Genomic DNA, 22,774 nt, shown 5'->3' with positions numbered 1-22,774 from the left:
CGGTCAGAACCTCGGCCTTCGTGCCCGCGTCGGCGGCTCCGGGTCCGGGGTCCGCACCGGGAAGTCGTCCCGCCACTCCGGCGCTCCTTCGATGAGCTCCTCCAGCTCCGCGGCGATCTGCTTGATCTGCTGGTTGAAGTCGAGGTAGGCCGGCGCGGTCTGGAAGTGTTCGAACGGGTGGTTCCACTGCTGCAGGTCACGCGGCCGCCGGGCGTGGGCCCAGTCGGGGAAGTGGCGGGAGTCGCAGAAGATCACCGGGTAGATCAGGCGCCGCCCGGCGCCGAGTGCCTCGCGATCCGCCATCGAATACCACTCGGCCAGGCACCGCTCGTCCCGGAAGTACTTCGGGGAGCAGATCGGCACCAGCACGCGAGAGCGCAGCAGCGCGGAGTGCAGTTCATCCGGCCAGCTCGCCCCGGTGGACACCTGGTCGTCGAAGAAAATCTTGACGTCGTCGAAGAGGTTGTTGTCGAGCACTTCCGACAGGCGCGGGTGAAAGTGGTGGCGAATCCAGTCGGATATGTCACTGGCGGTGCGCCGATAGCTGATGAAGACGTCGTACTCGTACACGCGTGACGCCGCCCCTTCACCGCTCCCACCAAGCGGAGCTCATCCTAGATCCGCCGGACACCGGTGAAGAAGACGGGAAAGCTGACAAACTCTGGACAATAACTGGCCACGCATGAAGTCGTACCGAGAATGGTACCTTGACAAATCGAGAAGCCGCGGATACAAGACGCGAAACATTTCCTGCATACCGATATCCAGGATCGGTGAATCACCGACCGATCCCGAGGGGAACCCGATGTCCGACCGAGAAGTACCCCGGGTGTTCGTCACCTACGCGCACGACACCCCGGAGCACAAAGCTCTCGTGGAAAAGTTTGCGACGTTCCTGCGCGGCGTCATCGGCTTGGACGTGCACCTCGACTCGTGGTATGACAACGTCCGTCGCGACTGGTCGCTCTGGGCCACCCAGCACCTCAGCGAGGCCGACTTCATCCTGGTCATCGCTTCCGCCGAGTACAAGCGCCGGGCCGATGGCACGGCGCTGCCCCACGAGGGGCGGGGATCCCAGTTCGAAGCGGCGATCATCCGGGACAACCTGACCCGTGACCTGCGCCGCGAAACCGAGCGGGTGCTGCCCGTCGTCCTGCCGGGCCGCTCGGTCGACGAGATCCCGACGTTCCTGAACGGTCACTCGACGACCAGGTACCACGTCAGCGAGTTCACCGAAGCCGGCGTCGCCGAGCTCCTCGCGGCGATCACCGGGCAGGGGCAGTACCCGATGCCCCGCCGCGGCGTGTGGCGCGGCGGGGAGCGGGAACCGCAGCCGATGCTCGCCGGCGCGCTGCCGTGGGCCTCCGCCAGCCACGGGGTGCGACGCGGCCCGGCGTCGATCGGCGACGTGGAGTACGAGCACAGCATCGTGCTGCGGCCGACCACGCCAGCGGCCACCGGCCCGGGCTTCGTCGAACTGGACCTCGGTGGCCACTACCAGCGGTTCACCGCGGTCGCCGGAGTGCTCGACGACGCCCGGGATCCTTTCCAGGTCGGGCGTTTCCGCGTGATGCTCGACGGGCGACCACGATCCGAACACGAGGTCGCGGCCGGGAAGCCGGCGACGATCGACGTCGACGTCACCGGCGCCCGCCTGCTCCGGCTCGAGATGTCGCGCCCGGGAGTCGCTGCGTCTCCCTTCGGCTCCGCAGCCGTCGTCATCACGCGGCGGGGACGACCGCCGGAGCTCGCCCTCGGGGATCCGACCGTGATCTAAGGAGTGATGACCACCTTCAGCGCCGAGTTCGCCGCGGCGTTGGCGAAGACTTCGTACGCCTCGTCCATCTCGCCGAAGGTGAACGTGTGCGTGCCCATCTTTTCCGCCGGGATGCGGCCCGACGAGACCATCTTCAGCAGCGTCGGGATCGAGACCGTGTCCACCAGGCCCATGGTCAGGGTGACGTTCTGGATCCACATCTCCTGCATCGGCAGCTCGACCGGCGCGCCGTGGACGCCGATGTTCGCGATGCGGCCGCCCGGGCGGACCAGGGACGCCGCCGTCTGCAGGGTCTGGGGGTAGCCGACCGCCTCGATCGAGACGTCTACGCCGAGGCCGTCCGTCAGGCCCAGCACGTCGGCGCGCGTGTCGGGGCCCGCTTCGATCGCGTCCGTCGCGCCGAAGTCGAGCGCTTTCTCCAGGCGGAACTTGTTGGAGTCCACCGCGATCACCTTCGACGCGCCCCACAGGCCCGTCGTCAGGATCGCCGCCAGGCCGACCGCGCCCGCGCCGACGACCGCCACCGTGTCGCCCGGGCGGACGCGGCCGGCCAGGACGCCGACCTCGTAGCCCGTCGGCAGCGAGTCGGCCAGGAAGATCGCCTGCTCGTTGGTGACGTCGTCCGGGACCGCGTACAGCGACGTGTCCGCGAACGGGACGCGCACCAGCTCCGCCTGGGTGCCGTCGATGAGGTGACCGAAGATCCAGCCGATCCCGCCGACGGTCTGGCAGTGCGACGGCATCCCGCGGCCGCAGTACTCGCAGCGGCCGCACTGGGTGATCGCCGGGACGAGCACCCGGTCGCCGACGGCGAACGCGCGGACCGCGTCGCCGACCGCCGTGACCGTGCCGACCGCTTCGTGGCCGAGGATGCGGCCGTCGGTCACCGCGGCGACGTCGCCCTGCAGGATGTGCAGGTCGGTGCCGCAGATGGTGGTCGTGTCGACGCGCACGACCACGTCGGTCGGCTCCTGGACGACCGCGTCCGGGACGTCTTCCCAGGCCTTCGCGCCCGGACCGTGGTAGACCAGCGCCTTCATCGTCGCCTCCGGCGACCGCCCGGCACCCGCGTCCGGGCACGGCCGCCCACCGAACGTAGGACGGTGGCGGCCGCCCGGCTGTCGCAATATGAGACTGCGGCTCAGGTGTACCAGGTGGGTTCCGGCACCTCGCCGCGCAGCGCGTAGACGCCGACCTCACGCCGCTTGTAGGCCACCGGGTCGTGCAGCGAGTGCGTGCGGAGGTTGCGCCAGAACCGGTCCAGGCCGTACTTGGCCGCGCTCGCCCGGGCGCCGGTGAGTTCGAAGATCTTGGTCCCGATCTCCAGACCGGTTTCGATCACGCGCTGCTTGGCCGCGGCGATCAGCACGGCGAGCTCGCCGCGGGCCTCCGGCGTCAGCTCCTCCCGCGGTGCGTGCAGCACCCGGGAGATCGCCGCGCCGGCCTTGTCGGTGAGGGCCTCCGCCGCCCACAGTTTCGCCTGGAGATCACCGTAGCCGTCGAGGATGTACCACTCCTCGGTCGCGGTGTCCTTGTCGTCGCCGCCGTACGGCCACGGCCGGGTGCGCTCGCGGGTGTAGGCCAGCCCGGCTTCGAGGGCGCCCTGGGCGATGCCGAGGTAGAAGTTGGTGAACACGAGCTGGATCGCCGGGACGTTGAGCGTGTTGTACGTGAGCGGGCGGAACTTCCGGTCGACGTACCCGGCCGCGCTCGCCCACGGCACCCGGACGTCGGTGATGCTGACGCTGCCGGATTCGGTGAGCCGCTGGCCGAGGTTGTCCCAGTCGTCGTGGAAGACGATACCGTCCTGGTTGGACGGTACGATCGCGAAGACGTGGTCCTCGGTCCCTTCGAGGATGCCTTCGAGCACGGTCAGGTCGGACACCTTGCTGCCGGTGGAGAACGACTTGTGTCCGTTGTAGACGATGTCGTCGCCGTCTTCGGTGATGGTGAGGTCGGAGTCGCGCGGGTTGACCGCGCCGCCGAAGAAGAAGTCGCTGGTGGTGTAGAGCTCTTCGACGGCGGCGATCTGCTCGTCGGTGGCGACCAGCCGCGCCGCCCAGGCCCACAGGTAGTGGTAGCCGAGCAGCTGCCCGATCGAGCCGTCCGCGCGGGCGATCTCGCGGGTGACGCGGTAGGCGGTGTCCCAGGTCTGGCCACCGCCACCGTGTTCGGCGGGGCCGAGCAGGGTCACCAGGCCGGTGTCCTTGAGCAGCTGCACTTCCTGGTACGGCGTGGCGTTGCCGCGATCACGCTCGACGGCGTCGACAGCGAGCTTCGCGGCGACGTCCTTCGCCGTCGCGATCCCGCGCGCGCGGGTGTGTTCGGGAGGGGATGGGTCAGGCGGTACAGCGGGTGAAGGGGCTGCCGTCCATGATCCCGAGCACACCGTGACGCTTCGTGGGTGTCAACGGACGTCCGCGCGCTGGGAACCTGCTTCACTCGCTCTCGGCGTTGCGGCTCCGACGTGATGTGAGGGAAGCCGTGGACCTTGTGCTTCCGAACCTAGCCGACCAAGGGCAGCAGCACCTCGTCGACGATCGCCGCGACCTCGGCCTCGGGTACCGGCCCCGCCTCGATGTGCGCGACCAGGACCAGACGCGGCCCGACCGCCGCGACGCGCGCGGTGCCGGCCTCCCCCAGCAACTCCTGGATCAGCTCCTGGCGCGGCCGGAACACCAGCTCGCGGACCCGGTCGAACAGCGCCGGGTGCCGCTCGCGCTGGGTGATCAGCTGCACGAGCGCGCGGCCGTGCGGCTCGTCGAGGACCCGGGCGAACCCGCCGAGCAGCACCATCAGGTCGGAGCGCAGATTCCCGGTGCGCGGCGGACGGGTCTCGCCGAAGCCGGCGGCCGGGTCGGTCAGGGCGGCCAGTACCAGGTCCGCCGTCGTGGACCAGCGCCGGTAGAGCGCCGCCTTCCCGGTGCGGGCGCGCAGGGCGATCTTCTCGAAGCTCAGCTCCTCGAAGCTCGACTCCGCCAGCTCGGCCAGCGTCGACGAGTAGATCGCCCGCACCAGCTCGTCGCCTCGCCGCCGTGTGTCCGGCATCGCCCTCCCTCTCCGTGTACCGTGCTTAGTGAACGATACCGTTCCTTATCGGGGAGTGCCACATGAGCAGGACAGCCCTCACGAACGTCCGGGTCTTCGACGGCGCCGGGCTCACCCAGCCGCGCACGGTCGTGATCGACGGCGCCACCATCGGGGAGGACCCGGCCGGCGCCGAGACCGTCGACGGCGGCGGGGGCGTCCTGCTGCCCGGGCTCATCGACGCCCACGTCCACCTGGACAGCCGCGGGAACCTCGAACAGCTGGCGCGCCACGGCGTCACGACCGCCCTCGACATGGCCTCCTTCTCGGCGTCCCTGCTCGCGTCACTGCGCGATCAGCCGGGACTGACCGACATCCGCAGCGCGGGGCTCCCGGCGATCGGGCCGGGCGGGATGCACGCCCGGATGCCCGGCATGTCGGCCGAAGCCGTCGTCACCGATCCCGGGCAGGCGAAGGACTTCGTCGCCGCCCGGGTCGCGGCGGGGTCCGACTACCTGAAGATCGTCCTGGAGGCACCCGGTCGCGGCGGCCCGGAACTCCCCGCCGCCCGCGCGCTCACCGCAGCCGCGCACGAGGCGGGGCTGCTGGTCGTCGCGCACGCCACTTCCGCAGGCGCGTACACGATGGCCTTGGACGCGGGTGCGGACGTCCTCACGCACGCACCGCTGGGCGCGCCGATCACGGCGGACGACGTCGCCCGCGCCGGGGTCGTCGCGCCGACGCTGATCATGATGAAGGGCGTGTCCGCGACCGCCGGGCGGCCACAGCTCTACGAAGGCGCAAAGACCTCGGTGACCGCGTTGTACCGCGCGGGCGTGCCGATCCTCGCCGGGACGGACGCCAACAACGAGCCGGGCGTGCCGACGGCGGTCCCGCACGGCGCGAGCATGCACGACGAACTCGAGCTGCTCGTCGGCGCCGGTCTGTCCACAGTGGACGCCCTGCGTGCGGCGACCGTCCTGCCCGCGAAGCACTTCGGGCTCGACGACCGCGGCACCGTTCGGCCGGGCCTGCGCGCCGACCTGGTCCTGCTCGACGGCGACCCGGTCGCCGACATCACCGCCACCCGCGCGATCACCCGCGTCTGGTGCGCCGGTATCGAGGTCACGGACCCAGCAGGGCGATAGAGGCGCGCACCGCGAGCTCGGTGACGTCGCCGGCCCGGCCGCCGTCCTCGACGGTTGTCGCGATCAGCTCGCGCAACCCGCCCAGGAGCATGATCGAGAGCTGCCGGGACGGCGGCTTGATGCCGGCCGCCCGCATCTCGGCCGTGTCGGTCAGCCGCTGCGTCATCGCGATGAACCCTTCCATCGCTTCACGCTGCAGGTCACGTGACGTGGCGCCGAGCGCGGGGACGTCGCGGATCCAGCTGAGCGTGATCGCGGGTTCGGCTTCCGCGCAGGCGATCCACGCCTCGATCGCCTGCCGCACCTGCTCGGCCCAGGGCGCGCCGGGGTCCACGGCCTCGGAGATCTGCCGGATCATCTCGCGGTTCGCGTCGGCGAGCAGCGCGATGAAGCACTCTTCCTTGCCGGAGAAGTGTTCGTAGAACGTCCGGCGGGACGTGCGGGCGCGGCGGACGACGTCGGCGACCGTGGTCTCGCGGAACCCGGTCTCGGTGATCGAGGCGGCCAGGCCGTCGAGCAGCCGCTGCCGGAACTGGCCGGTGTCCACCGTCGTCACCGTGGTCACGCTATACCTCCTCGGCCGAGGGATCCTCTTGAAACCGGATGGTACCCCGGCGTACCGTACCGACGGTACGCTCGCGTACCACCAGTCGGGAGAGTCGATGACGACCGTGACACGACCACCAGGCCCCGTGACGCTGCCACCGGGGCCGACGGCGCCCCGCGCCGTCCAGGGCGCCTACGCGCTGACCAGCCCGCTGCGCGGAATGCGCCGCCTGCGGGAGAAGTACGGCGACGCCTTCACCGTGAACGTGCCGATCTTCGGCAACGCCGTCGTGATCAGCGGCGCGGCCGAGGTCAAGCAGCTGTTCACCGCGGGAGCCGAGCTGGTCGACAACCAGGAGGTCAACCTCGGGCGGGTGCTCGGCCCGCGGTCGCTGTTCGCGCTTTCGGGCGAGGAACACCGCCGCCAGCGCAAGCTCTTGGTCCCGCCGTTCCACGGACGCCGGCTCGCCGCGTACGAGAAGATCGTCGAGGAGGAGACCCTCCGGGAGCTGGCGACCTGGCCGGAAGGCCGCCCGTTCGCGACGCTGCCGTCGATGATGCGGATCACCCTCAACGCCATCCTGCGCGCGGTGTTCGGCGCCGAAGGGGCCGAGTTCGCCGAGCTGCGCGCCCTGCTCCCGCCGTTCGTGACGCTCGGCTCGCGGCTGGCCGTGCTGCCGATCACCAAGAAGGGCCGCTGGAACCCTTGGCGGCGCTTCGAGCGGATGCGGCGGGAGTACGACGCGATCGTCGACCGGCTGATCGCCAAGGCCCGCCCGGACGGCGACGACGTCCTCTCCATGATGCTGCAGACCCGCTACGACGACGGCTCCGGGCTGAGCCGCGAAGAGATCGCCGACCAGCTGCTCACCCTGCTCACCGCCGGGCACGAGACCACCGCGACCACCCTGGCCTGGGCGGTCGAACGGCTTCGGCGGCACCCCGGCGTGCTGCGGGACCTCGCCGAAGCCGAGGACGGCAAGCTGCTCGACGCGACGATCCTCGAGGTCCAGCGCACCCGCCCGGTCATCGACCTCACCGCCCGGCAGGTCAAGCAGGACGGCTTCCGGCTGGGCCGGTGGACGCTGCCGAAGGGGTACGTCGTGCTCGTCAGCATCGCGCTGATCCACGACGACGACGCGCTCTTCCCGCACGCCGCGATCTTCGACCCGCACCGCTTCGAGGGCGCGCGCCCGGACCTCTACCAGTGGATCCCGTTCGGTGGCGGCACCCGCCGCTGCCTCGGGGCCGCGTTCGCGACCATGGAGATGACCGTCGTCCTGCGCACCCTGCTGCGCGACTTGACGCTCGAGCCGACCGCCGAGGCGGACGAGCGCTGGCATTCCCGGGGCGTCGCCTACGCTCCGGCCAAGGGCGGGCGCGCGGTCGTGCGCCGCCGGGGAGGTACCGCGTGAACGAGCAGATCGCCGACGTCGGCCGGGGGATTTCCCTGGCGTACGAACGCATCGGGGACACCGGCGCCGAGCCGCTGGTGCTGGTCGCCGGGCTGGGCCAGCAGCTGCACAGCTGGCCCGACGCGTTCTGCGCCGAGCTGGCCGGGCGCGGCTTCCAGGTCGTCCGCTTCGACAACCGCGACGCGGGACGTTCGACGCACCCGCGGTTCCGGCCGTCGAGCCTGCCCGCGATGTTCGCCGGGCGCTTCCCGCCCGAGCAGTACGACCTGAAGGACATGGCCGCCGACACCGTCGGCCTGCTCGACGCGCTGAGCCTGGACCGCGTGCACCTCGCGGGCGTGTCGATGGGCGGCATGATCTCCCAGTCGGTGGCGGCGCTGCACCCCGCGCGGGTCCGGACCCTGACGTCGATCATGTCGACGACCGGGTCCCGCCTGATCGGCCGCCCGGCGTTCTCGACGTTGCGGCTGATGGGCGGGAAACCGCCGAAGTCGCGCGAAGAGGCCGTCGAAAGCGCCGTGAAGATGTTCCGGCACATCGGTTCGCACGGCTTCCCGTTCGACGAGGCTCACGTGCGCGAACGGGCCGGGACGGGCTGGGACCGCGACCCGACCTCGGGCGGGGTCGGCCGTCAGCTCGGCGCGATCCTCAAGTCCGGCAACCGGACGCCGTGGCTGAGGAAGGTCACCGCGCCCACGCTGGTGATCCACGGCGACCGCGACCGGATGGTGCATCCCACCGGCGGCGCCGCCACCGCCCGAGCGATTCCGGGCGCCCGGCTCGAAACCGTCCGCGGCATGGGCCACGACCTGCCCGAAGGCGCCTGGCCGGACCTGCTCGACCTCATCGACGGCCACGCGAGGAGCAGCGATGTCACGGCCCCGTAGCCTCACCGGCCGGCCGGTGGTGATCACCGGTGCGGCGTCCGGCATCGGCCGGGCACTGGCCACCCGCCTGTCCGCGCTCGGTTCCCCCGTCGCGCTGGCCGACGTCGACGAAGCCGGGCTGAAGGCCACGGCGGCCGGGCTGCGCGGGCCCGCGCTCACCCGGGTCCTCGACGTCCGCGACGCGGCCGACCAGCTCCGCTTCGCCGGCGAGGTCCGCGCGTGGCTCCCGGCCCCGCTGGCCGCGGTGTTCAACAACGCCGGCGTCGCGGTGACCTCGACCGTGCTCGAGGCGGTGCCCGAGGACGACGACTGGCTGCACGACATCAACTTCCGCGGCGTTGTGCACGGGACGCGGGCGTTCCTACCGATCCTCGCCGGACAGGGCGAGGGCGCGATCGTCAACACGTCCAGTGTGTTCGGCCTGGCCGGGATGCCGTACCAGAGCGCCTACTGCGCGGCGAAGTTCGCCGTCCGCGGCTTCACCGAGTCGCTGCGCCACGAGCTGCGCGGCACCAGCGTCCGCGCGATCACCGTGCACCCGGGCGGGATCACCACCAACATCGCGCGCAACGCCCGGATGCGGCGCGACCCCGAAGGCCGCGGGCGCACGAAGGACGAGATGGCCGCGCAGTTCGAGGCGATGACCATGACGTCCCCCGAACGGGCCGCGGCGATCATCCACACGGGCGTCGACCGGGGGAAGGCCCGTATCCTGGTCGGGCCGGACGCCTACCTGTTCGACGCGCTCACCCGCGTCACCCCCACCCACTACCACGCCGTGCTCTCGCGCCTGCAGAACCGCGTGCGTGCCCGGCAGACGGAGGCCGTGAAATGACCGAGCACGTCGACGTGCTGATCGTCGGGGCCGGCCTGTCCGGTGTCGGAGCCGCCCACCACCTCCACTCCGCGTTCCCGCGCAAGACCTACACGATCCTCGAGGCCCGCGAAGCCATCGGCGGCACGTGGGACCTGTTCCGCTACCCCGGCGTGCGGTCCGATTCGGACATGCAGACCCTCGGGTACCGGTTCCGGCCGTGGACCAGCGAGAAGGCCATCGCGGACGGGCCGTCGATCCTGCAGTACGTCCGGGACACCGCGACCGAGGCCGGCATCGACCGGCACATCCGCTTCGGGCACAAGGTCGTCCGCGCGGAATGGTCCACAGAGGACGCGTTGTGGACGGTCGAGGCCACGCACGGCGGCGAGCCCGTGCGGTTCACGGCGAAGTTCCTGTACCTGTGCAGCGGCTACTACGACTACGAAGGCGGCCACACCCCGGAGTTCCCGGGCATCGAGGAGTTCGGCGGCACCGTCGTGCACCCGCAGCACTGGCCCGAAGACCTGGACTACACCGGCAAGAAGGTCGTGGTGATCGGCAGCGGCGCGACGGCCGTGACGCTCGTCCCGGCGATGACCGACCGCGCCGAGCACGTCACCATGCTGCAGCGCTCCCCCACCTACATTCTCTCGCTGCCGTCGGAGGACGCGCTGGCCAACCGGCTGCGGAGCCTGCTCGGCCCGAAGCTGGCGTACCCGATCGCGCGCTGGAAGAACGTCGCCGTGAGCACGCTGATCTACCAGCTCAGCCGCCGCCGTCCCGGCGTGGTCAAGGCGATGATCCGCAAAGCCGCGATGAAGCAGCTGCCGCCCGGGTACGCCGTGGACACGCACTTCAAGCCGAAGTACCAGCCGTGGGACCAGCGGCTGTGCCTGGTGCCGGACGGTGACCTGTTCCGCTCGATCAAGCACGGCGACGCCTCGATCGTCACCGACCGGATCGCCGGCTTCACGAAGACCGGGATCCGGCTGGAGTCCGGTGACGAGCTGAAGGCGGACGTCGTCGTCTCGGCCACCGGGCTGCGGCTGCTGGCCTTCGGCGGCATCGAACTGGCCGTCGACGGGCACGTCGTCAAGCTGCCGGAAACCATGGCGTACAAGGGGATGATGCTCAGCGGGGTGCCGAACTTCGTGTTCACCATCGGCTACACGAACGCGTCCTGGACGCTGAAGGCCGACCTCGTCGGCGAGTACGTCGTCCGGCTGCTGCGCCACCTCGACCGGACCGGGCACGACCAGGCCGTCCCGGTGAACGACGACCCGGCCGTCACCGAACGGCCGCTGCTCGACTTCGACGCCGGGTACGTGCTGCGGTCCATCGAGGAGTTCCCGAAGGCCGGTTCCCGGGCGCCGTGGACGCTCGGCATGAGTTACGCCCACGACGTCGTCAAGCTGCGGCACGGCCGGATCGACGACGGCGCGCTGCGGTTCTCGCGGCGGCCCGCCCGAACGGGCAGACTGGGCGCATGACGCCTTCGCCCCGCCGGGCCCGCTGATGCACAGCGCGGGCCTGGTCCTGCACCCCCGCCGCGACTCCGCGGCCGCCGTCGAGGCGGTGCTCGGCTGGGCCGGGAACCGCGGCATCGAGATCCTCGGCATCGCCGACGAGATCGTCCGGCTGAACTGCGCCGCCATCGGGGTGACGTCGGAGGAGCTCGGCCGCCGCTCGGACCTGCTGGTCAGCCTGGGCGGGGACGGCACGATGCTGCGCGCCATGCGGCTTGCCGACGGGCAGCGCGCGCCGGTGCTGGGCGTCAACCTGGGCAAGCTCGGCTTCCTGGCCGAGGTCGACGTGCCGGACCTGCCGAGCGCGCTCTCGGCGATCGACGGCCAGCAGTTCACCGTGGAGCCGCGGCTCGCCGTCGACGCCGTGCTCGACGGACGGCGGATCACGGCGTTCAACGACATCGCCGTGGTGCGCGTGCCGGGCGACGGGAGCGCGGTCGTCGCGGTCCGCGTCGGCGGCCAGCCGTTCGTGAGCTACTCGGCGGACGCGGTGATCGTCGCGACGCCGACCGGCTCGACGGCGTACAGCTTCTCGGCGGGCGGGCCGATCACGAGCCCGTCGGTGGAGGCGCTGCTGGTGACGCCCGCGGCGCCGCACTCGGCCTACAGCCGGGGCGTGGTGCTCTCGGTGCACGACACGGTCGCGCTGGAGGTCCTGCCGACGAGCGGCCGTCTCGCGGTGGAGGTCGACGGCCAGGTCGCGGGCTACGTCTCCCCCGGCGACCGGCTGGACCTGCGCGGCCGCCCGAGCGCGGCCCGGGTGGTCCGCCTCGGGATGACGACGTTCTACCAGCGGGCGCGGCGCAAGCTGCGCCTGACGGACTCGGCGGAGATCCCCCAGGACGGCGACCACTAGACCGAGCGTGGGGTGCGTCACAGCGCGGGTGTGTCTGCGATGGTCACGGAATGGTCACGGGTAGCGTCGCCGACTTCGCCTGAACCTGATGAGCGCCCCCGGAGTGTTTCCACGCATGCTGTCCCCCGCACCGATCCGTCCCTCCCTGCCCGCCCGGCTGCTCGTGCCCGGCGCGCAGGCCGCGTTCGCCGCGGCCGTCGTCCTGCTCGCCGTGCTGCACCTCGACCGGAGCCTGGCGCCGCTCGACCCGGTCACCGCGATGCTCAGCGACTACGCCCTGGTCCCCGGCCGCTGGATGTGGGACGGCGCGCTGATCCTCACCAGCACCGGCTCGGCGTTGCTGCTGGTCGCGCTGTACCGCCGCGGTCTGCTGGCCAACCCGGCGCTCGTCGCGGCGAAGGCACTCTGGTGCGTCAGCCTGCTGACGGTGGCGATCTTCGCGAAGGACCCGCAGGGCGGGGCGATCACCACCACCGGGAAGATCCACCTCTACGCCTCGGCGGTCACCTGCCTGAGCCTGCCGGTCGTCGGCTGGGCGCTCGGCCGGCGGCACCGCGACGACCCGCGCTGGCGCCGCTTCGCCACCTGGTCACGACGGCTGGCGCTGGCCGCGATCCCGTTCTACCTGCCGTTCATCGTCCCGTTCGCGGTGAACGTCGTGCTCGGCGGCCACCTCCCGACCGTGGCCACCGGCCTGGTCGAACGGCTGATGATGGTCCTGGAGATCGCGTTGCTGGCCGTGCTCGGCGTCTGGGCGCACCGCGCGGCGACCACACCCCGGCTCGCCAGGGCCTGAGCCCGCTTAGCCGGGCTGTTCCTTGGTCCGGTGCAGCAGCCAGTCGCGGCCGGTGTCGATCAGCGCGTAACGAACGTCTCCTTCACGGCCGTGCAGCGTGAACAGCATTCGCTTGTCCGTGCGGTCGTGCTCCTCCCACCAGCCGGTGTCGGCGATCGACTTGTGCTCGTCCTCGTAGCCGAGGTGGTCCATCGCGTGGTCGGGCACGGCGACCGCGAGCCGGTTGGCGCCCGGCGACGGCGGCAGGCCGCGCGGCACCGCCCACGACCGCAGCACGCCACCCTCCTCCAACCGCAGGTCGAAGTGGTGCCGGGGCCGCCAGTGCTCGTGCAGCACGAACGCCGGACGCTGCTCGTTCACCCCGTCGACCATCCGCTCCACGATGCCAGAAGTTCTGGGCGCATACCCGTTTTCACCCCTTCGAAACCGTCCTTCCGTGGACTTGACCGGCTCCAGAAAGAGGCGCACGGTGGGGAGTCATGAGCGATGCGGCCGGCATGTTACGAGCGGCGGGTCTGCGGGTAACCGCGCCCCGGCGGGCGGTTTTGACGTGGCTGGCGGAGCACCCTCATTCCACTGTGGACGCCATCGGCACCGGCGTCCGCACCCTGCTGGACTCCGTGTCCACCCAGGCGCTCTACGACGTACTGGGCGCGTGCACGGAGGCCGGCCTGATCCGGCGGATCGAACTGCCGGGCCACCCCGCCCGGTTCGAACGGCGAGCCGGGGACAACCACCACCACGTCGTGTGCCGGGGATGTGGCCGGACCGAGGACGTCGACTGCGCGGTCGGCGCCGCGCCGTGCCTCACCCCGGAGGCCGCCCACGGCTTCGCCGTCGACGAGGCGGAAGTCGTGTTCTGGGGCTGGTGCCCCGGATGTGCCGCGAACCACCACGAAGGAAGAGGACCGCAGTGACGCAGACCCAGCCCGAACCGACCACCACCGATGCCGGCATCCCGGTCGAAAGCGACGAACACTCGCTCACCGTCGGGGCGGACGGCCCGATCCTGCTGCACGACAACTACCTCATCGAGCAGATGGCGCAGTTCAACCGCGAGCGCGTCCCCGAGCGGCAGCCGCACGCCAAGGGCAGTGGCGCCTTCGGGCGGTTCGAGGTGACCGGCGACGTCAGCGCGTACACGAAGGCCGCGGTGTTCCAGCCCGGCACGAAGACCGACCTGCTGATCCGGTTCTCCACCGTCGCCGGCGAGCGGGGCAGCCCCGACACGTGGCGCGACCCGCGCGGCTTCGCGATCAAGTTCTACACCAGCGAAGGCAACTACGACATGGTCGGGAACAACACCCCGGTGTTCTTCCTGCGCGACCCGCTGAAGTTCCAGCACTTCATCCGCTCGCAGAAGCGCCGCGCCGACAACAACCTGCGCGACCACGACATGCAGTGGGACTTCTGGACGCTGTCGCCGGAGTCGGCGCACCAGGTCACGTGGCTGATGGGCGACCGCGGCATCCCGCGGACCTGGCGCCACATGAACGGCTACAGCTCGCACACCTACATGTGGGTCAACGCCGGCGGCGAACGCTTCTGGGTGAAGTACCACTTCAAGACCGACCAGGGCGTCGAGACCTTCACCCAGGACGAGGGCGACCAGATGGCCGCCGCCGACACCGACTACCACACGCGCGACCTGTACGAGGCGATCGAGCGCGGCGACCACCCGAGCTGGACGCTCAAGGTCCAGGTCATGCCGTTCGAGGACGCCAAGACCTACCGCTTCAACCCGTTCGACCTCACGAAGGTGTGGCCGCACGGCGACTACCCGCTGATCGACGTCGGCCGGATGACGCTGGACCGGAACCCGACCGACCACCACACCGAGATCGAGCAGGCCGCGTTCGAGCCGAGCAACCTGGTGCCGGGGATCGGCGCGAGCCCGGACAAGATGCTGCTGGGCCGGCTGTTCTCCTACCCGGACGCACACCGCTACCGGATCGGCGCGAACTACAAGCAGCTGCCGGTCAACGCGCCCGTGTCGCCCGTCCACAGCTACAGCAAGGACGGCGCGATGCGCTACACCAAGGTCGCCGACCCGGTGTACGCGCCGAACTCGAAGGGCGGCCCGCACGCCGACGTCGCGAAGTACGGCCAGCCGGCGGGCTGGCACACCGACGGCGACATGGTCCGCACGGCGTACACGCTGCGCGCGGAGGACGACGACTGGGGCCAGGCGGGCACCATGATCCGCGAGGTCTTCGACGACGCCGGCCGTGAGCGGTTCGTCGACAACGTCGTGGGCCACCTGCTCAACGGCGTCACCGAGCCGGTGCTGCAGCGCGCCTTCGACTACTGGCGCAACGTGGACAAGGACATCGGCGACCGGATCGAGTCGGGCGTCCGCGCGAAGGCCGGCGAGAAGGACCCGAAGGCGGCCGACCAGGCGAACCCGGCCCGGTCGAGCATGCAGAAGAAGGCCTGACGCCCGGGGCGAGTCACTCTCCCGGGTGACTCGCCCCGGTTCGCGGCCCCGGTGTCCCTCGGCTACGTTGGCCTCTTCGCGGGGGAACAGTCAGGGGAGGCCGGGTGAACTTCGCCGGAGCCGCGCTGCCCTTGGCCGCCGGGGTCGCGCTGCTCGTCTTCCTGGTCCGGCTCGCCCGTGAGCCGCGGCGGCTCGGCAACGCCGTCTGGCTCGGGGTCGCGTTGCTGCTCACCGGCGCGTGGCTGCTGCGTGAGGCCCTACACCTCGAGTGGCTGACCCCCATCGTCGCCGTGCTGCTGGCGGCGATCGCGGTGGTCGTCGCGCTGGTGCTGCCCGCCGCGCTGATCTTCAACGGCGTGCAGATGTGGCGGAAGGAAGGCCGCAGCAAGGGAAACCTGCTGTCACTGGCCCTCGGCGTCGGCCTGATCACGCTCGAGGTGCTCTTCTTCGTCCCGCTCGGCCGGTGGGGCACGGCGCTCGTGGCGATCGCCATCGTGCTCACCGGGTACTTTGGGTTCCTGTTCGTGTCGCTACTGGTCTACTCCGTGCTGTACAGCCGGGTCGGGCGCCACCGGGACGTCGAGGCGATCATCGTCCTCGGCTGCGGCCTCGCCGGCGACCGCGTCCCGCCGCTGCTGGCCGGGCGGCTGGACCGTGCGATCCGGCTCTACGAACGGGAACCCGCGCGCCCGCTGCTGGTCGTCTCCGGCGGTAAGGGTCCGGGCGAGAGGGTCACCGAGGCCGAGGCGATGCACGGTTACCTGCGCGAGCGCGGCGTCCCGGAGGACCGGATCCTCCTGGAGAACCAGGCGACGACCACCGAGGAGAACCTGCGGCTGTCGGCCGCGCTGCTCCCCCAGGCCGGCCGGGCGGGCCGCGTGCTGGCCGTGACCAGCAACTACCACGTCTTCCGCACGGCCGTGGAGTGCCGCCGCCTCGGCCTGCCGATCCACGCGACCGGCTCCCCCACGGCGCGGTACTTCCTGCCGAGCGCACTGCTGCGCGAGTTCGCGGCGCTGATCCTGCACTACCGCCGCACGACGATCGCGGCGTGCGTGCTGATCAGCGGGGCGGGCGTCACGCTGGCGATCGTCTAGCCGAGTCCTTCCAGCCACGAGTTCGCTCCCGGGCGGAACCTGAGGGTCTCGACGCCCGCCGCGCGGGCGGCGGCCAGATCGCGGCGCGTGCTGCCGATGAACAGGCACGTGCCCGGCTCCTCCGCGGCGGCGGTGATCAGGCCCGGCGCCGGTGGCAGGCGGGCCGGGTCCGGATCGGTGCGGGCCGCGATGCGCTTCACCCGGTCGGTCAGCGTGTGCACCACCAGGAACGACCGGACCGCCGCGACGGCCAGCCTGCTGACGACGGTGACGCGGGTGCCGGCGCCGGCCATCAGATCCAGGGCCGCCGCCACTCCGGGGGTCGGCCGCGCCGTGGCCACCAGCTCGGTTTCGAGCAGGCTCAGCTGCGCGTGCACCGCCCGCCCGGTGCCCGGGCCGATCTTCACCGCGTAGGCGAGCACGGCGAACGGGTCGTCGGTGTGTTTCACGCTCCACGGCAGCTTTCCTTCGGCCACGAGCACCCGCAGCCGGTCCGCCATCTGGCCCCGCGACGGCAGTTCGGCGACCGGGCCGTCGAACGCCACCAGCACGTGGTCACGTTCGGCGAGCAGGGCCGCGGGCGTCACGGCGCCGGCACCGCCGCGACGGCTTCCACCTCGGCCGTGTAGTCCGGTCCGGCCAGCGCGGCCACCACGGCCAGCGACTGCGCCGGGAAGTCGCCGTCGGGGAACCACTTCGCGAACGCTTCGGCCTGCGCCGCGCGGTAGCCGGGCAGGTGCTCGGTGCCGGCGACGAGCGTCAGCAGCTTGACCAGGTGCTCCGGCCCGGCGCCCTGCGCGGCGAGCAAGGTCTCGAGGTTGGCGAAGATCTGCCGCGCCTGGGTTTCGGCGTCCGTCCCCGCAAGCGCCCCGTCCGGCAGGAGACCGAGCTGCCCCGACACGAACACCAGCCGGTGCCCGGGCGGCACTTCGGCCAAGTGGCTGTAGCGCCCCAGGGGCGGCGCGACGTCCTCGGGATTCCAGCGGCGTGGCTTCATACCGCCATGATCGCATGGTAGGTTTGCCGCCAGATCTGGTTTGCCAAATAAACTAGTTGCGGGGAGTGCATGACCGACCTGCCACCGGCCGTCCTGCTGGACGAGATGGCCCGGCTCAAGACACGGACCCGGGCGGACCGGCACGCGTACGTGCCGCCGCTGCTCCTGTTCGGCGTGCTCGTGCTGCTCGCCCCGCTGTGGTCCGCCGGCGGCCCGGCGCGGTTCGGCGTCGGCATCGTCTGGTTCGGCACTGCCCTGGAGCTGTACTGGCTGGTCGCGGTGGTGGGCGGATTCCTCGCCACGGCGTGCTGGTACCTCTGCCGCGGTTCGCGGCACGGCGTGCGAACCCCGATCCGCGGCTATCTCGCCATCGGCTTCGTCGGCGTCGTCGCGATCTCGTTCGGCTTGCCGGTGGTCGAGTCCTTCACCTACCGGGTCCAACGGTCGCCGTACAGCCAGGTGTCCTTCGCGGTGCCGGTCATGGTTATCGCCACCGTGGCACTGGTCGGGTGCCTGTGGCTGCGATCCACCTTCGAAAGCCGGGCCGCGCGCGCCGCCACCACGGCCGCCGCGGTGCTGGCCGGCCTGATCGCGCTGGGCGCGCTCGACCTCCGCTTCGCGCCGGTGCGGCCCTACGCGCCGCTCGTCACCATCGCGCTCGGCCTGATCGGGCTGGCGTGGCTGGAGCGGAGCCGGGTGCTGGGTGTGATCAGCGGCGTCTTCGCCGCCGCCGCACTGCTGGCGAATCTGTACAACATGCAGAACGTGTTCTTCCACCTCGGCGTCTTCGCGCGCTACGAAGGCCCGCAAACGCAGGCGTTCACGAACACGCTGGTACCGGGGCTCGTCCTGCTCGCCGGTGGGGCCGTGGCGTGGTTCCACGAGCGGGGAGCTCGCGCGTGAGCGACCAGCACCCCGCCGCGGGCCTCGACGAGACCGTGCACCAGCGTCACCGGCTCGGCATCCTCACCATCGCCGCCGAGGCCGGGCAGGTCGACTTCGGGTACCTGCGCCGGACGCTGGACATGACGGCCGGCAACCTCTCCCGCCACGTCACGATCCTCGACGAGGCCGGCCTGATCGACGTCGAGAAGGGTTACGAGGGCAAGCGGCCTCGCACGTGGATCTCGATCAGCCCGGCCGGGCGCAAGGCCCTCGCCGCGGAACTGGCGGCCCTCCGCGCGCTGGTGGCCGCGGTCGAGGGGGCCGTCCCGGCGATCCGGCCGCGGACCACCTAGATCTCCCGCAGCACCGAGCACGCCCGGGCCACCCCGTCCTCGGCTCGCAACCGGGCACCGACGTACTGGGCTCCGCGCCGGAACAGCGGGTTTCCGGTCAGCTCCTGAAGCCGCATCCCCAGGGCGTCCGCGGTCAGGTCGCGCAGCGGCAGCGGGCGGGGGCCCGCACTGAGCCGGGACACCCGGTCGCCCCAGTAGGGCTGGTCGGAGAACACCGGGCAGATCAGGGCCGGGACACCCGCCCGCAGCGCCGCCGCCGTCGTGCCCGCGCCGCCGTGGTGGACCACCGCCGCCGTGCGGGGGAACAGCCAGGCGTGCGGGACGTCGCGGACCGGGAGCACGTCGTCGGCCGGGTCGACGGGGGCGTCCGTGCCGAGCAGGCCGCGCAGGCCCGCTCGCCGCAGGGCCGTGCGGACCGCGGTGAACGTCCGCTCGGCCTCGGCCGGGCGCATGCTGCCGAAGCCGACGTACACCGGCGGCGGGCCGGCGGCGAGGAAGTCCCGCAGCCGCGGGTCCGGGCGCCAGCCGGCGGACGCGTCGAGGAACCAGTAGCCGGTGACGTGCACGCGTGGCGGCCAGTCCGGCGGCCGGGGCACGACGGCGTCGGAAAAACCGCACAGCACCGGGGATTGCCGACGGGGCCCGCGGACCCCGGCGGGCGGCAGGCCGAGCCGTTCGACGCGCCAGGCGTCCACAGTGGACCTCAGCAGCTGCCAGGCGAACGTGTCGACCGCGCCGAAGCTCAGCCTGCGGCCCCACGGCCCGAGCCGCCCGGCCCCCGGCAGCAGCGGGTGCGGGAACGCCCGGGTCGGCACGCTCGGCTGGTAGTGCAGTTCGGCGTCCGGGACGCCGAGGTGCGCGGCCAGGTGCGCGCCGAGGAAACCGAGCGTCGGGGCGAGCACCAGGTCCGCCCCGGACGCTCCACTGTGGACGTCGGCCAGCAGCCGGTCCAGCACCGGCCGCAGCACCTCGCGCAACCGGACGACGAACGTGAGCGGCCCGCCGGCGGTCCACGCCTGCCCGGCGGCCGAGCCGAGGATCTCCCCGGGATCCGCCGACAGGGGCGCGAACTCGAGGCCGTGCTCCGCCACCAGCGCGCGAAAGGCAGGCGCGGCGAGGACCCGCACGCGGTCGCCGTCCGCGGTGAGGCCCCGGCCGAGCGCGACACACGGCTGGACGTCACCGCGCGAGCCGGGCGCGATCACGACCACCAGGCGGCTCATCGTTTCGCCGCGGTCAGGCGGTAGCGCAGCCGGAACGGCAGGCTCGCCAGGACCGCCGCCACCCGGGCGTCGGTGCCGACCAGGTAGCGCGGGGCGGGCCGCCGGGCGGTGAGCGCGCGGACCACGACCTGCGCGGCCCGCCGCGGCGGCACCCCGGTGCGGGCCGACCGTGCGGCACTGCGTTCCGCCGACGCCAGCTGGGCCCCGTAACGCACAAGACCGGCTTCGGGCAACGCGGCGCGCACCTCCTCGGCCGCCTCGCGGGCCCGCGGCCAGATCGCCGTGGCGACCGCCCCGGGTTCGACGAGCACGACGTCGATGCCTTCGGGCGCGAGTTCGGCGCGCAGGCTGTCGGTCAGGCCGACCAGGGCGAACTTCGAGGTGTGGTACGGCCCGATCATCGGCCCGGCGACGCGGCCGCCGATCGAGCCGACCGTCACCACCCGCGGCGTCTCCGCGACGCGCAGGGCGGGCAGCATCACCCGGGTGACAGCGAGCTGGCCGGTGACGTTCACGTCGAGCTGTTCACGGAAGGCGTCCAGGGGAACGTATTCGAGCGGGCCCGGGCGGGCGAGCCCGGCGTTGTTCACCAGGCCCCGCAGGGGTCCGCCGGCAACGACCCGTGCGCCGCACTCGGCGATGGAGGCGGTGTCGCGCAGGTCCATCCGCAGCACCGTCACGGCGTCGCCGTAGGCGCACACGAGTTCCTCTTCGTCGACGTCGGTGCGCACGCTGGCCCACACGTGGGCACCCCTCCGCACGAGCTCGGCCACGCAGGCCGCGCCGATCCCGGAGGACGCGCCGGTGACCACATAGGACGGCCGGGTCACGACGCCGCCCCCGCCGCGAGCACCTGCAGCATGCGGGGCCAGGTCCGGTGCAGCTGCCGCTGCCAGTACGCCCACTGGTGCGTGCCCGCGCCGTAGAGGTCGACCGTCGCCGGGACGCCGAGGGTGCGCAGCCGGTCGGCCATCGCGGTGGTCTGGCCGCCGCACAGGTACTCCAGGAGCATCGCGCCGGGCAGGACGTCGATCGGCAGTTTGCCGTCCAGCGGGCCCGGCAGGCCGTTGCCCGCCGAGAGGTACAGCTCGGTGCCGCGCAGGCGGCCGGCGTTCACCAGCGGGTCGTGCGCCTCCCAGCGCGCGGATTCCCGGCGCCGGTCGCCCCACAGCGCCTCGGGGTCGAGCTTCGCCGACGTCACGATGGCGTCGGTGAGCAGTTCGCCGGTGGGGCCGGTGGGATTCAGGTTCCCGCTGTACGACGCGGCGTAGCGGAACAAGCCGGGCCGGCGCGCGGCGAGTTCGATCGCGCCGTACCCGCCGAGGGAAAGCCCGGCCGCCGCGCGACGGCCGTCCCCGCGGTAACCGCGGTCGATCAGCTGCGGCAGCTCGACCGCGGTGAAGGTCTCCCACTGGTTGAGCACGATGTCCTTGCCGTAGTTCCACCAGTCGCTGAAGAAGCCGGCCGGGCCGGCGCCGGGCATGACGACCAGCACACCGGCGTCGTCGGCGAGCTGCCGGACGTCGGTGTTGGCGCTCCAGCCGCGGTAGTCCTGCAGCCGTGTCTCGCCCGCCAGCAGGTAGACGGCCGGCCACGTCCGATCCGGGTGGGCCGCCCAGTCCTCCGGCAGGATCAGCCGGACCATGGCGTAGCCGCCGACACCGGTGGAGCGCACGGTCAGGTCCACCGTCCGCGGGTCGCCGCCGACGCTGGTCTCGGCGACGACGTGCGACCCGTCGTCGGCGCGCGCGTCCGGCACGTCCGCCCGGGCCGGTGCCGCGGCAACGCCCGACAGAAGACAGCTCAGCGCGGTCAGCAGTGCGAAGCGTTTCATGCGCATACGTATTCCTTTCCCCGGTCGATCGATCGAATCCGGAAAAGTGACGGCGGTCACCCGGAAAACGTTCTGGGCGTGCGCACAAGCTAGAGGAACAGCGGCCCGATCGGCAATTGTCTCGCCGCCGATCGGACCGGACAATGTGAATGGCGGGCGAACAAAAAATCGCCACCCTCCCCCGCACGGGTGAGCCCTCGGTCACCCACCGTGATCATGGCTGGCATACTCACGAGTAACACCGCAGTTCACCGGCCTGATCCGCATGATTTCGCAGGTCACCCGCCGTAGACCAAGGTCGTTTACGTTTTCTTGACGCTCTTCCGGTAACCGATTACCTGTCGTAGCCTTCGCCATGTGCCGCCCGGGCCGGCCTCCACCACCCGCCCCGGCGATGCCCGTCCCACCGCGGGGACCGCGAACCGTTCGAACCCCACCGGAAAGGGCCTGTTCATGACCGCCCGAATTCGCCGACCGTCCCGTTTTCCGCCGGTGCGCGCCGCCGCTCTTCTGGTGACCGCCGCCGCGGCGGTCACCATTTCCGGCGCGGCGGAAAAACCGGAAACGACCCCTCCGGTTTCTGGCCCGCCCGCCGTTTCCCCCGCCCTCCTGCTGCCGCCGGGAACGGTGCCGGACACGCCGCGCGACACCTTCGACGTCGCCGCCGCACTGTCCACTTCGGACCGATCCGACGACGGGACCGGCTGCGCCGACGTCACCCACGGACGGCTCTTGCGTCCCGGCGACGCCGCCGCCGGGCAGGGCTTCCAGTCGGCGGCGTCCGGTGGCCAGGTCTCCGAGCTGGTCGCGCGCACCGTCCGCCCGGTCGACCTCGCGGCCTGGGCGCAGCGGGCCCGCCGGTGCGGCCGGATCACCGTCGACGACCCGCAGGGCACCGCCGTCTCGACCGTCACCGTGCGCCCCGGGCCGGCCGTCCCGGGCGCGGAAACCCTGTCCTACGAGCAGGTCCTGACCCTGCCCGGCCAGCCGGCCGAGCTGCCGGGACTGCGCCTGCGCACCGTCGCCATCGCCGCCGACGACGTACTGGTCGTGCTCCGCGACGCCGGAGCCACCGACCTCGACCTCGACACCCTGGCCGTCGCCGCGTGGCAGCACGCGGCCCCGCGGCTGGGCCGATAGCGAAGGAGGACCC

The 22,774-nt window shown here is 71.8% G+C and carries 25 protein-coding genes; 14 read left to right on the top strand and 11 right to left on the bottom strand.

Features of this window, described 5'->3' with window-relative positions; all coding sequences use genetic code 11:
* Positions 1 to 3: 3 nt before the first annotated feature.
* Positions 4 to 570, bottom strand: coding sequence for a TIR domain-containing protein (locus ACGFMK_RS38395; RefSeq protein ID WP_392773989.1), 567 nt, complete (start codon positions 568 to 570; stop codon positions 4 to 6).
* 235 nt (positions 571 to 805) lie between these two features.
* On the opposite strand from ACGFMK_RS38395, the gene ACGFMK_RS38390 reads away from it, so the two are divergent.
* On the top strand, positions 806 to 1,777 hold the full coding sequence (locus ACGFMK_RS38390) for an SEFIR domain-containing protein (protein ID WP_392773987.1): 972 nt from the start codon (positions 806 to 808) through the stop codon (positions 1,775 to 1,777).
* Here ACGFMK_RS38390 and ACGFMK_RS38385 read toward each other — a convergent pair.
* The 3 genes from ACGFMK_RS38385 to ACGFMK_RS38375 form a co-directional block, all read right to left on the bottom strand.
* On the bottom strand, positions 1,774 to 2,817 hold the full coding sequence (locus ACGFMK_RS38385) for an alcohol dehydrogenase catalytic domain-containing protein (RefSeq protein WP_392773985.1): 1,044 nt from the start codon (positions 2,815 to 2,817) through the stop codon (positions 1,774 to 1,776). The genes ACGFMK_RS38390 and ACGFMK_RS38385 overlap by 4 nt on opposite strands.
* Before the next feature lie 101 nt (positions 2,818 to 2,918).
* On the bottom strand, positions 2,919 to 4,082 hold the full coding sequence (locus ACGFMK_RS38380; protein WP_392773998.1) for an acyl-CoA dehydrogenase family protein: 1,164 nt from the start codon (positions 4,080 to 4,082) through the stop codon (positions 2,919 to 2,921).
* 200 nt (positions 4,083 to 4,282) lie between these two features.
* Positions 4,283 to 4,825 carry a TetR-like C-terminal domain-containing protein gene (locus ACGFMK_RS38375; RefSeq protein WP_392773984.1) on the bottom strand — a complete coding sequence of 181 codons (543 nt, stop codon included), beginning with the start codon at positions 4,823 to 4,825 and terminating at the stop codon, positions 4,283 to 4,285.
* Between the two features lie 62 nt (positions 4,826 to 4,887).
* Here ACGFMK_RS38375 and ACGFMK_RS38370 point away from each other — a divergent pair, with 62 nt between their 5' ends.
* Positions 4,888 to 5,952 (top strand): amidohydrolase family protein, encoded by a 1,065-nt coding sequence (locus ACGFMK_RS38370; RefSeq protein WP_392773982.1) that lies wholly within the window; start codon positions 4,888 to 4,890, stop codon positions 5,950 to 5,952.
* On the opposite strand, the gene ACGFMK_RS38365 is transcribed toward ACGFMK_RS38370, so the two are convergent.
* Complete coding sequence (locus ACGFMK_RS38365; RefSeq protein WP_392773981.1) at positions 5,930 to 6,517, bottom strand: TetR/AcrR family transcriptional regulator; 588 nt, start codon at positions 6,515 to 6,517, stop codon at positions 5,930 to 5,932. The two genes, ACGFMK_RS38370 and ACGFMK_RS38365, sit on opposite strands and share 23 nt — an antisense overlap.
* Positions 6,518 to 6,614: 97 nt before the next feature.
* On the opposite strand from ACGFMK_RS38365, the gene ACGFMK_RS38360 reads away from it, so the two are divergent.
* From ACGFMK_RS38360 to ACGFMK_RS38335, 6 genes are all read left to right on the top strand, one after another.
* Entirely contained in the window at positions 6,615 to 7,913 is a 1,299-nt protein-coding gene (locus ACGFMK_RS38360; protein WP_392773979.1) for a cytochrome P450, read from the top strand.
* On the top strand, positions 7,910 to 8,800 hold the full coding sequence (locus ACGFMK_RS38355; RefSeq protein ID WP_392773977.1) for an alpha/beta fold hydrolase: 891 nt from the start codon (positions 7,910 to 7,912) through the stop codon (positions 8,798 to 8,800). The genes ACGFMK_RS38360 and ACGFMK_RS38355 overlap by 4 nt, the downstream gene beginning before the upstream one ends.
* Positions 8,784 to 9,635, top strand: a complete 852-nt coding sequence (locus ACGFMK_RS38350; RefSeq protein ID WP_392773975.1) for an SDR family NAD(P)-dependent oxidoreductase — start codon at positions 8,784 to 8,786, stop codon at positions 9,633 to 9,635. Before ACGFMK_RS38355 ends, ACGFMK_RS38350 begins: the two co-directional genes overlap by 17 nt.
* Positions 9,632 to 11,107 carry a flavin-containing monooxygenase gene (locus ACGFMK_RS38345; RefSeq protein WP_392773973.1) on the top strand — a complete coding sequence of 492 codons (1,476 nt, stop codon included), beginning with the start codon at positions 9,632 to 9,634 and terminating at the stop codon, positions 11,105 to 11,107. Before ACGFMK_RS38350 ends, ACGFMK_RS38345 begins: the two co-directional genes overlap by 4 nt.
* Positions 11,108 to 11,132: 25 nt before the next feature.
* Complete coding sequence (locus ACGFMK_RS38340; RefSeq protein WP_392773971.1) at positions 11,133 to 11,999, top strand: NAD(+)/NADH kinase; 867 nt, start codon at positions 11,133 to 11,135, stop codon at positions 11,997 to 11,999.
* Positions 12,000 to 12,114: 115 nt separating this feature from the next.
* Positions 12,115 to 12,795: a DUF998 domain-containing protein gene (locus ACGFMK_RS38335; protein ID WP_392773969.1), complete on the top strand. Its 681-nt coding sequence runs from the start codon at positions 12,115 to 12,117 to the stop codon at positions 12,793 to 12,795.
* Between the two features lie 6 nt (positions 12,796 to 12,801).
* Here the strand turns inward: ACGFMK_RS38335 and ACGFMK_RS38330 are convergent, their stop codons facing one another.
* Positions 12,802 to 13,167, bottom strand: a complete 366-nt coding sequence (locus ACGFMK_RS38330) for a DNA polymerase ligase N-terminal domain-containing protein (RefSeq protein ID WP_392773967.1) — start codon at positions 13,165 to 13,167, stop codon at positions 12,802 to 12,804.
* 107 nt (positions 13,168 to 13,274) lie between these two features.
* On the opposite strand from ACGFMK_RS38330, the gene ACGFMK_RS38325 reads away from it, so the two are divergent.
* The 3 genes from ACGFMK_RS38325 to ACGFMK_RS38315 all read left to right on the top strand — a co-directional run bounded on the left by ACGFMK_RS38325 (position 13,275) and on the right by ACGFMK_RS38315 (position 16,329).
* On the top strand, positions 13,275 to 13,712 hold the full coding sequence (locus ACGFMK_RS38325; RefSeq protein ID WP_392773965.1) for a Fur family transcriptional regulator: 438 nt from the start codon (positions 13,275 to 13,277) through the stop codon (positions 13,710 to 13,712).
* The gene (locus ACGFMK_RS38320) at positions 13,709 to 15,232 is read left to right on the top strand and encodes a catalase (protein ID WP_392773964.1); all 1,524 of its coding nucleotides are present in this window, start codon (positions 13,709 to 13,711) and stop codon (positions 15,230 to 15,232) included. The genes ACGFMK_RS38325 and ACGFMK_RS38320 overlap by 4 nt, the downstream gene beginning before the upstream one ends.
* 104 nt (positions 15,233 to 15,336) lie before the next feature.
* Positions 15,337 to 16,329, top strand: a complete 993-nt coding sequence (locus ACGFMK_RS38315; protein WP_392773962.1) for a YdcF family protein — start codon at positions 15,337 to 15,339, stop codon at positions 16,327 to 16,329.
* Here ACGFMK_RS38315 and ACGFMK_RS38310 read toward each other — a convergent pair.
* Positions 16,326 to 16,916, bottom strand: a complete 591-nt coding sequence (locus ACGFMK_RS38310) for an HAD family hydrolase (protein ID WP_392773961.1) — start codon at positions 16,914 to 16,916, stop codon at positions 16,326 to 16,328. The two genes, ACGFMK_RS38315 and ACGFMK_RS38310, sit on opposite strands and share 4 nt — an antisense overlap.
* Positions 16,913 to 17,326 carry a RidA family protein gene (locus ACGFMK_RS38305; RefSeq protein ID WP_392773959.1) on the bottom strand — a complete coding sequence of 138 codons (414 nt, stop codon included), beginning with the start codon at positions 17,324 to 17,326 and terminating at the stop codon, positions 16,913 to 16,915. Before ACGFMK_RS38305 ends, ACGFMK_RS38310 begins: the two co-directional genes overlap by 4 nt.
* Positions 17,327 to 17,395: 69 nt before the next feature.
* Between ACGFMK_RS38305 and ACGFMK_RS38300 the strand changes: the two genes are divergently transcribed.
* Positions 17,396 to 18,229: a hypothetical protein gene (locus ACGFMK_RS38300; protein ID WP_392773958.1), complete on the top strand. Its 834-nt coding sequence runs from the start codon at positions 17,396 to 17,398 to the stop codon at positions 18,227 to 18,229.
* A complete protein-coding gene (locus tag ACGFMK_RS38295; RefSeq protein ID WP_392773956.1) occupies positions 18,226 to 18,564 on the top strand; it encodes a transcriptional regulator in 339 nt (112 codons plus the stop codon). The genes ACGFMK_RS38300 and ACGFMK_RS38295 overlap by 4 nt, the downstream gene beginning before the upstream one ends.
* Here the strand turns inward: ACGFMK_RS38295 and ACGFMK_RS38290 are convergent.
* From ACGFMK_RS38290 to ACGFMK_RS38280, 3 genes are read right to left on the bottom strand one after another with little or no spacing between them, the layout of a single operon-like run.
* Complete coding sequence (locus ACGFMK_RS38290; protein ID WP_392773955.1) at positions 18,561 to 19,787, bottom strand: glycosyltransferase; 1,227 nt, start codon at positions 19,785 to 19,787, stop codon at positions 18,561 to 18,563. The genes ACGFMK_RS38295 and ACGFMK_RS38290 overlap by 4 nt on opposite strands.
* Positions 19,784 to 20,617: an SDR family NAD(P)-dependent oxidoreductase gene (locus tag ACGFMK_RS38285; RefSeq protein WP_392773953.1), complete on the bottom strand. Its 834-nt coding sequence runs from the start codon at positions 20,615 to 20,617 to the stop codon at positions 19,784 to 19,786. The genes ACGFMK_RS38290 and ACGFMK_RS38285 overlap by 4 nt, the downstream gene beginning before the upstream one ends.
* Positions 20,614 to 21,621: an alpha/beta hydrolase gene (locus ACGFMK_RS38280; RefSeq protein ID WP_392773951.1), complete on the bottom strand. Its 1,008-nt coding sequence runs from the start codon at positions 21,619 to 21,621 to the stop codon at positions 20,614 to 20,616. The genes ACGFMK_RS38285 and ACGFMK_RS38280 overlap by 4 nt, the downstream gene beginning before the upstream one ends.
* A gap of 453 nt (positions 21,622 to 22,074) precedes the next feature.
* Here ACGFMK_RS38280 and ACGFMK_RS38275 point away from each other — a divergent pair, with 453 nt between their 5' ends.
* Positions 22,075 to 22,761, top strand: a complete 687-nt coding sequence (locus ACGFMK_RS38275; RefSeq protein WP_392773949.1) for a DUF5642 family protein — start codon at positions 22,075 to 22,077, stop codon at positions 22,759 to 22,761.
* Positions 22,762 to 22,774: the final 13 nt, after the last annotated feature.

This window comes from Amycolatopsis sp. NPDC049252 (assembly GCF_043197175.1).
GTDB lineage: Bacteria > Actinomycetota > Actinomycetes > Mycobacteriales > Pseudonocardiaceae > Amycolatopsis.
This window is presented reverse-complemented; position numbering and strand designations above follow the sequence as displayed.

Bases quoted from the DNA above. Each gene is read 5' to 3' on its own strand.
- ACGFMK_RS38390 (WP_392773987.1), top strand. From the start codon at position 806: ATGTCCGACCGAGAAGTACCCCGGGTGTTCGTCACCTACGCGCACGAC.
- ACGFMK_RS38385 (WP_392773985.1), bottom strand. From the start codon at position 2,817: ATGAAGGCGCTGGTCTACCACGGTCCGGGCGCGAAGGCCTGGGAAGAC.
- ACGFMK_RS38375 (WP_392773984.1), bottom strand. From the start codon at position 4,825: ATGCCGGACACACGGCGGCGAGGCGACGAGCTGGTGCGGGCGATCTAC.
- ACGFMK_RS38370 (WP_392773982.1), top strand. From the start codon at position 4,888: ATGAGCAGGACAGCCCTCACGAACGTCCGGGTCTTCGACGGCGCCGGG.
- ACGFMK_RS38360 (WP_392773979.1), top strand. From the start codon at position 6,615: ATGACGACCGTGACACGACCACCAGGCCCCGTGACGCTGCCACCGGGG.
- ACGFMK_RS38350 (WP_392773975.1), top strand. From the start codon at position 8,784: ATGTCACGGCCCCGTAGCCTCACCGGCCGGCCGGTGGTGATCACCGGT.
- ACGFMK_RS38345 (WP_392773973.1), top strand. From the start codon at position 9,632: ATGACCGAGCACGTCGACGTGCTGATCGTCGGGGCCGGCCTGTCCGGT.
- ACGFMK_RS38340 (WP_392773971.1), top strand. From the start codon at position 11,133: ATGCACAGCGCGGGCCTGGTCCTGCACCCCCGCCGCGACTCCGCGGCC.
- ACGFMK_RS38335 (WP_392773969.1), top strand. From the start codon at position 12,115: ATGCTGTCCCCCGCACCGATCCGTCCCTCCCTGCCCGCCCGGCTGCTC.
- ACGFMK_RS38330 (WP_392773967.1), bottom strand. From the start codon at position 13,167: ATGGTCGACGGGGTGAACGAGCAGCGTCCGGCGTTCGTGCTGCACGAG.
- ACGFMK_RS38325 (WP_392773965.1), top strand. From the start codon at position 13,275: ATGAGCGATGCGGCCGGCATGTTACGAGCGGCGGGTCTGCGGGTAACC.
- ACGFMK_RS38305 (WP_392773959.1), bottom strand. From the start codon at position 17,326: ATGAAGCCACGCCGCTGGAATCCCGAGGACGTCGCGCCGCCCCTGGGG.
- ACGFMK_RS38300 (WP_392773958.1), top strand. From the start codon at position 17,396: ATGACCGACCTGCCACCGGCCGTCCTGCTGGACGAGATGGCCCGGCTC.
- ACGFMK_RS38290 (WP_392773955.1), bottom strand. From the start codon at position 19,787: ATGAGCCGCCTGGTGGTCGTGATCGCGCCCGGCTCGCGCGGTGACGTC.
- ACGFMK_RS38280 (WP_392773951.1), bottom strand. From the start codon at position 21,621: ATGAAACGCTTCGCACTGCTGACCGCGCTGAGCTGTCTTCTGTCGGGC.
- ACGFMK_RS38275 (WP_392773949.1), top strand. From the start codon at position 22,075: ATGACCGCCCGAATTCGCCGACCGTCCCGTTTTCCGCCGGTGCGCGCC.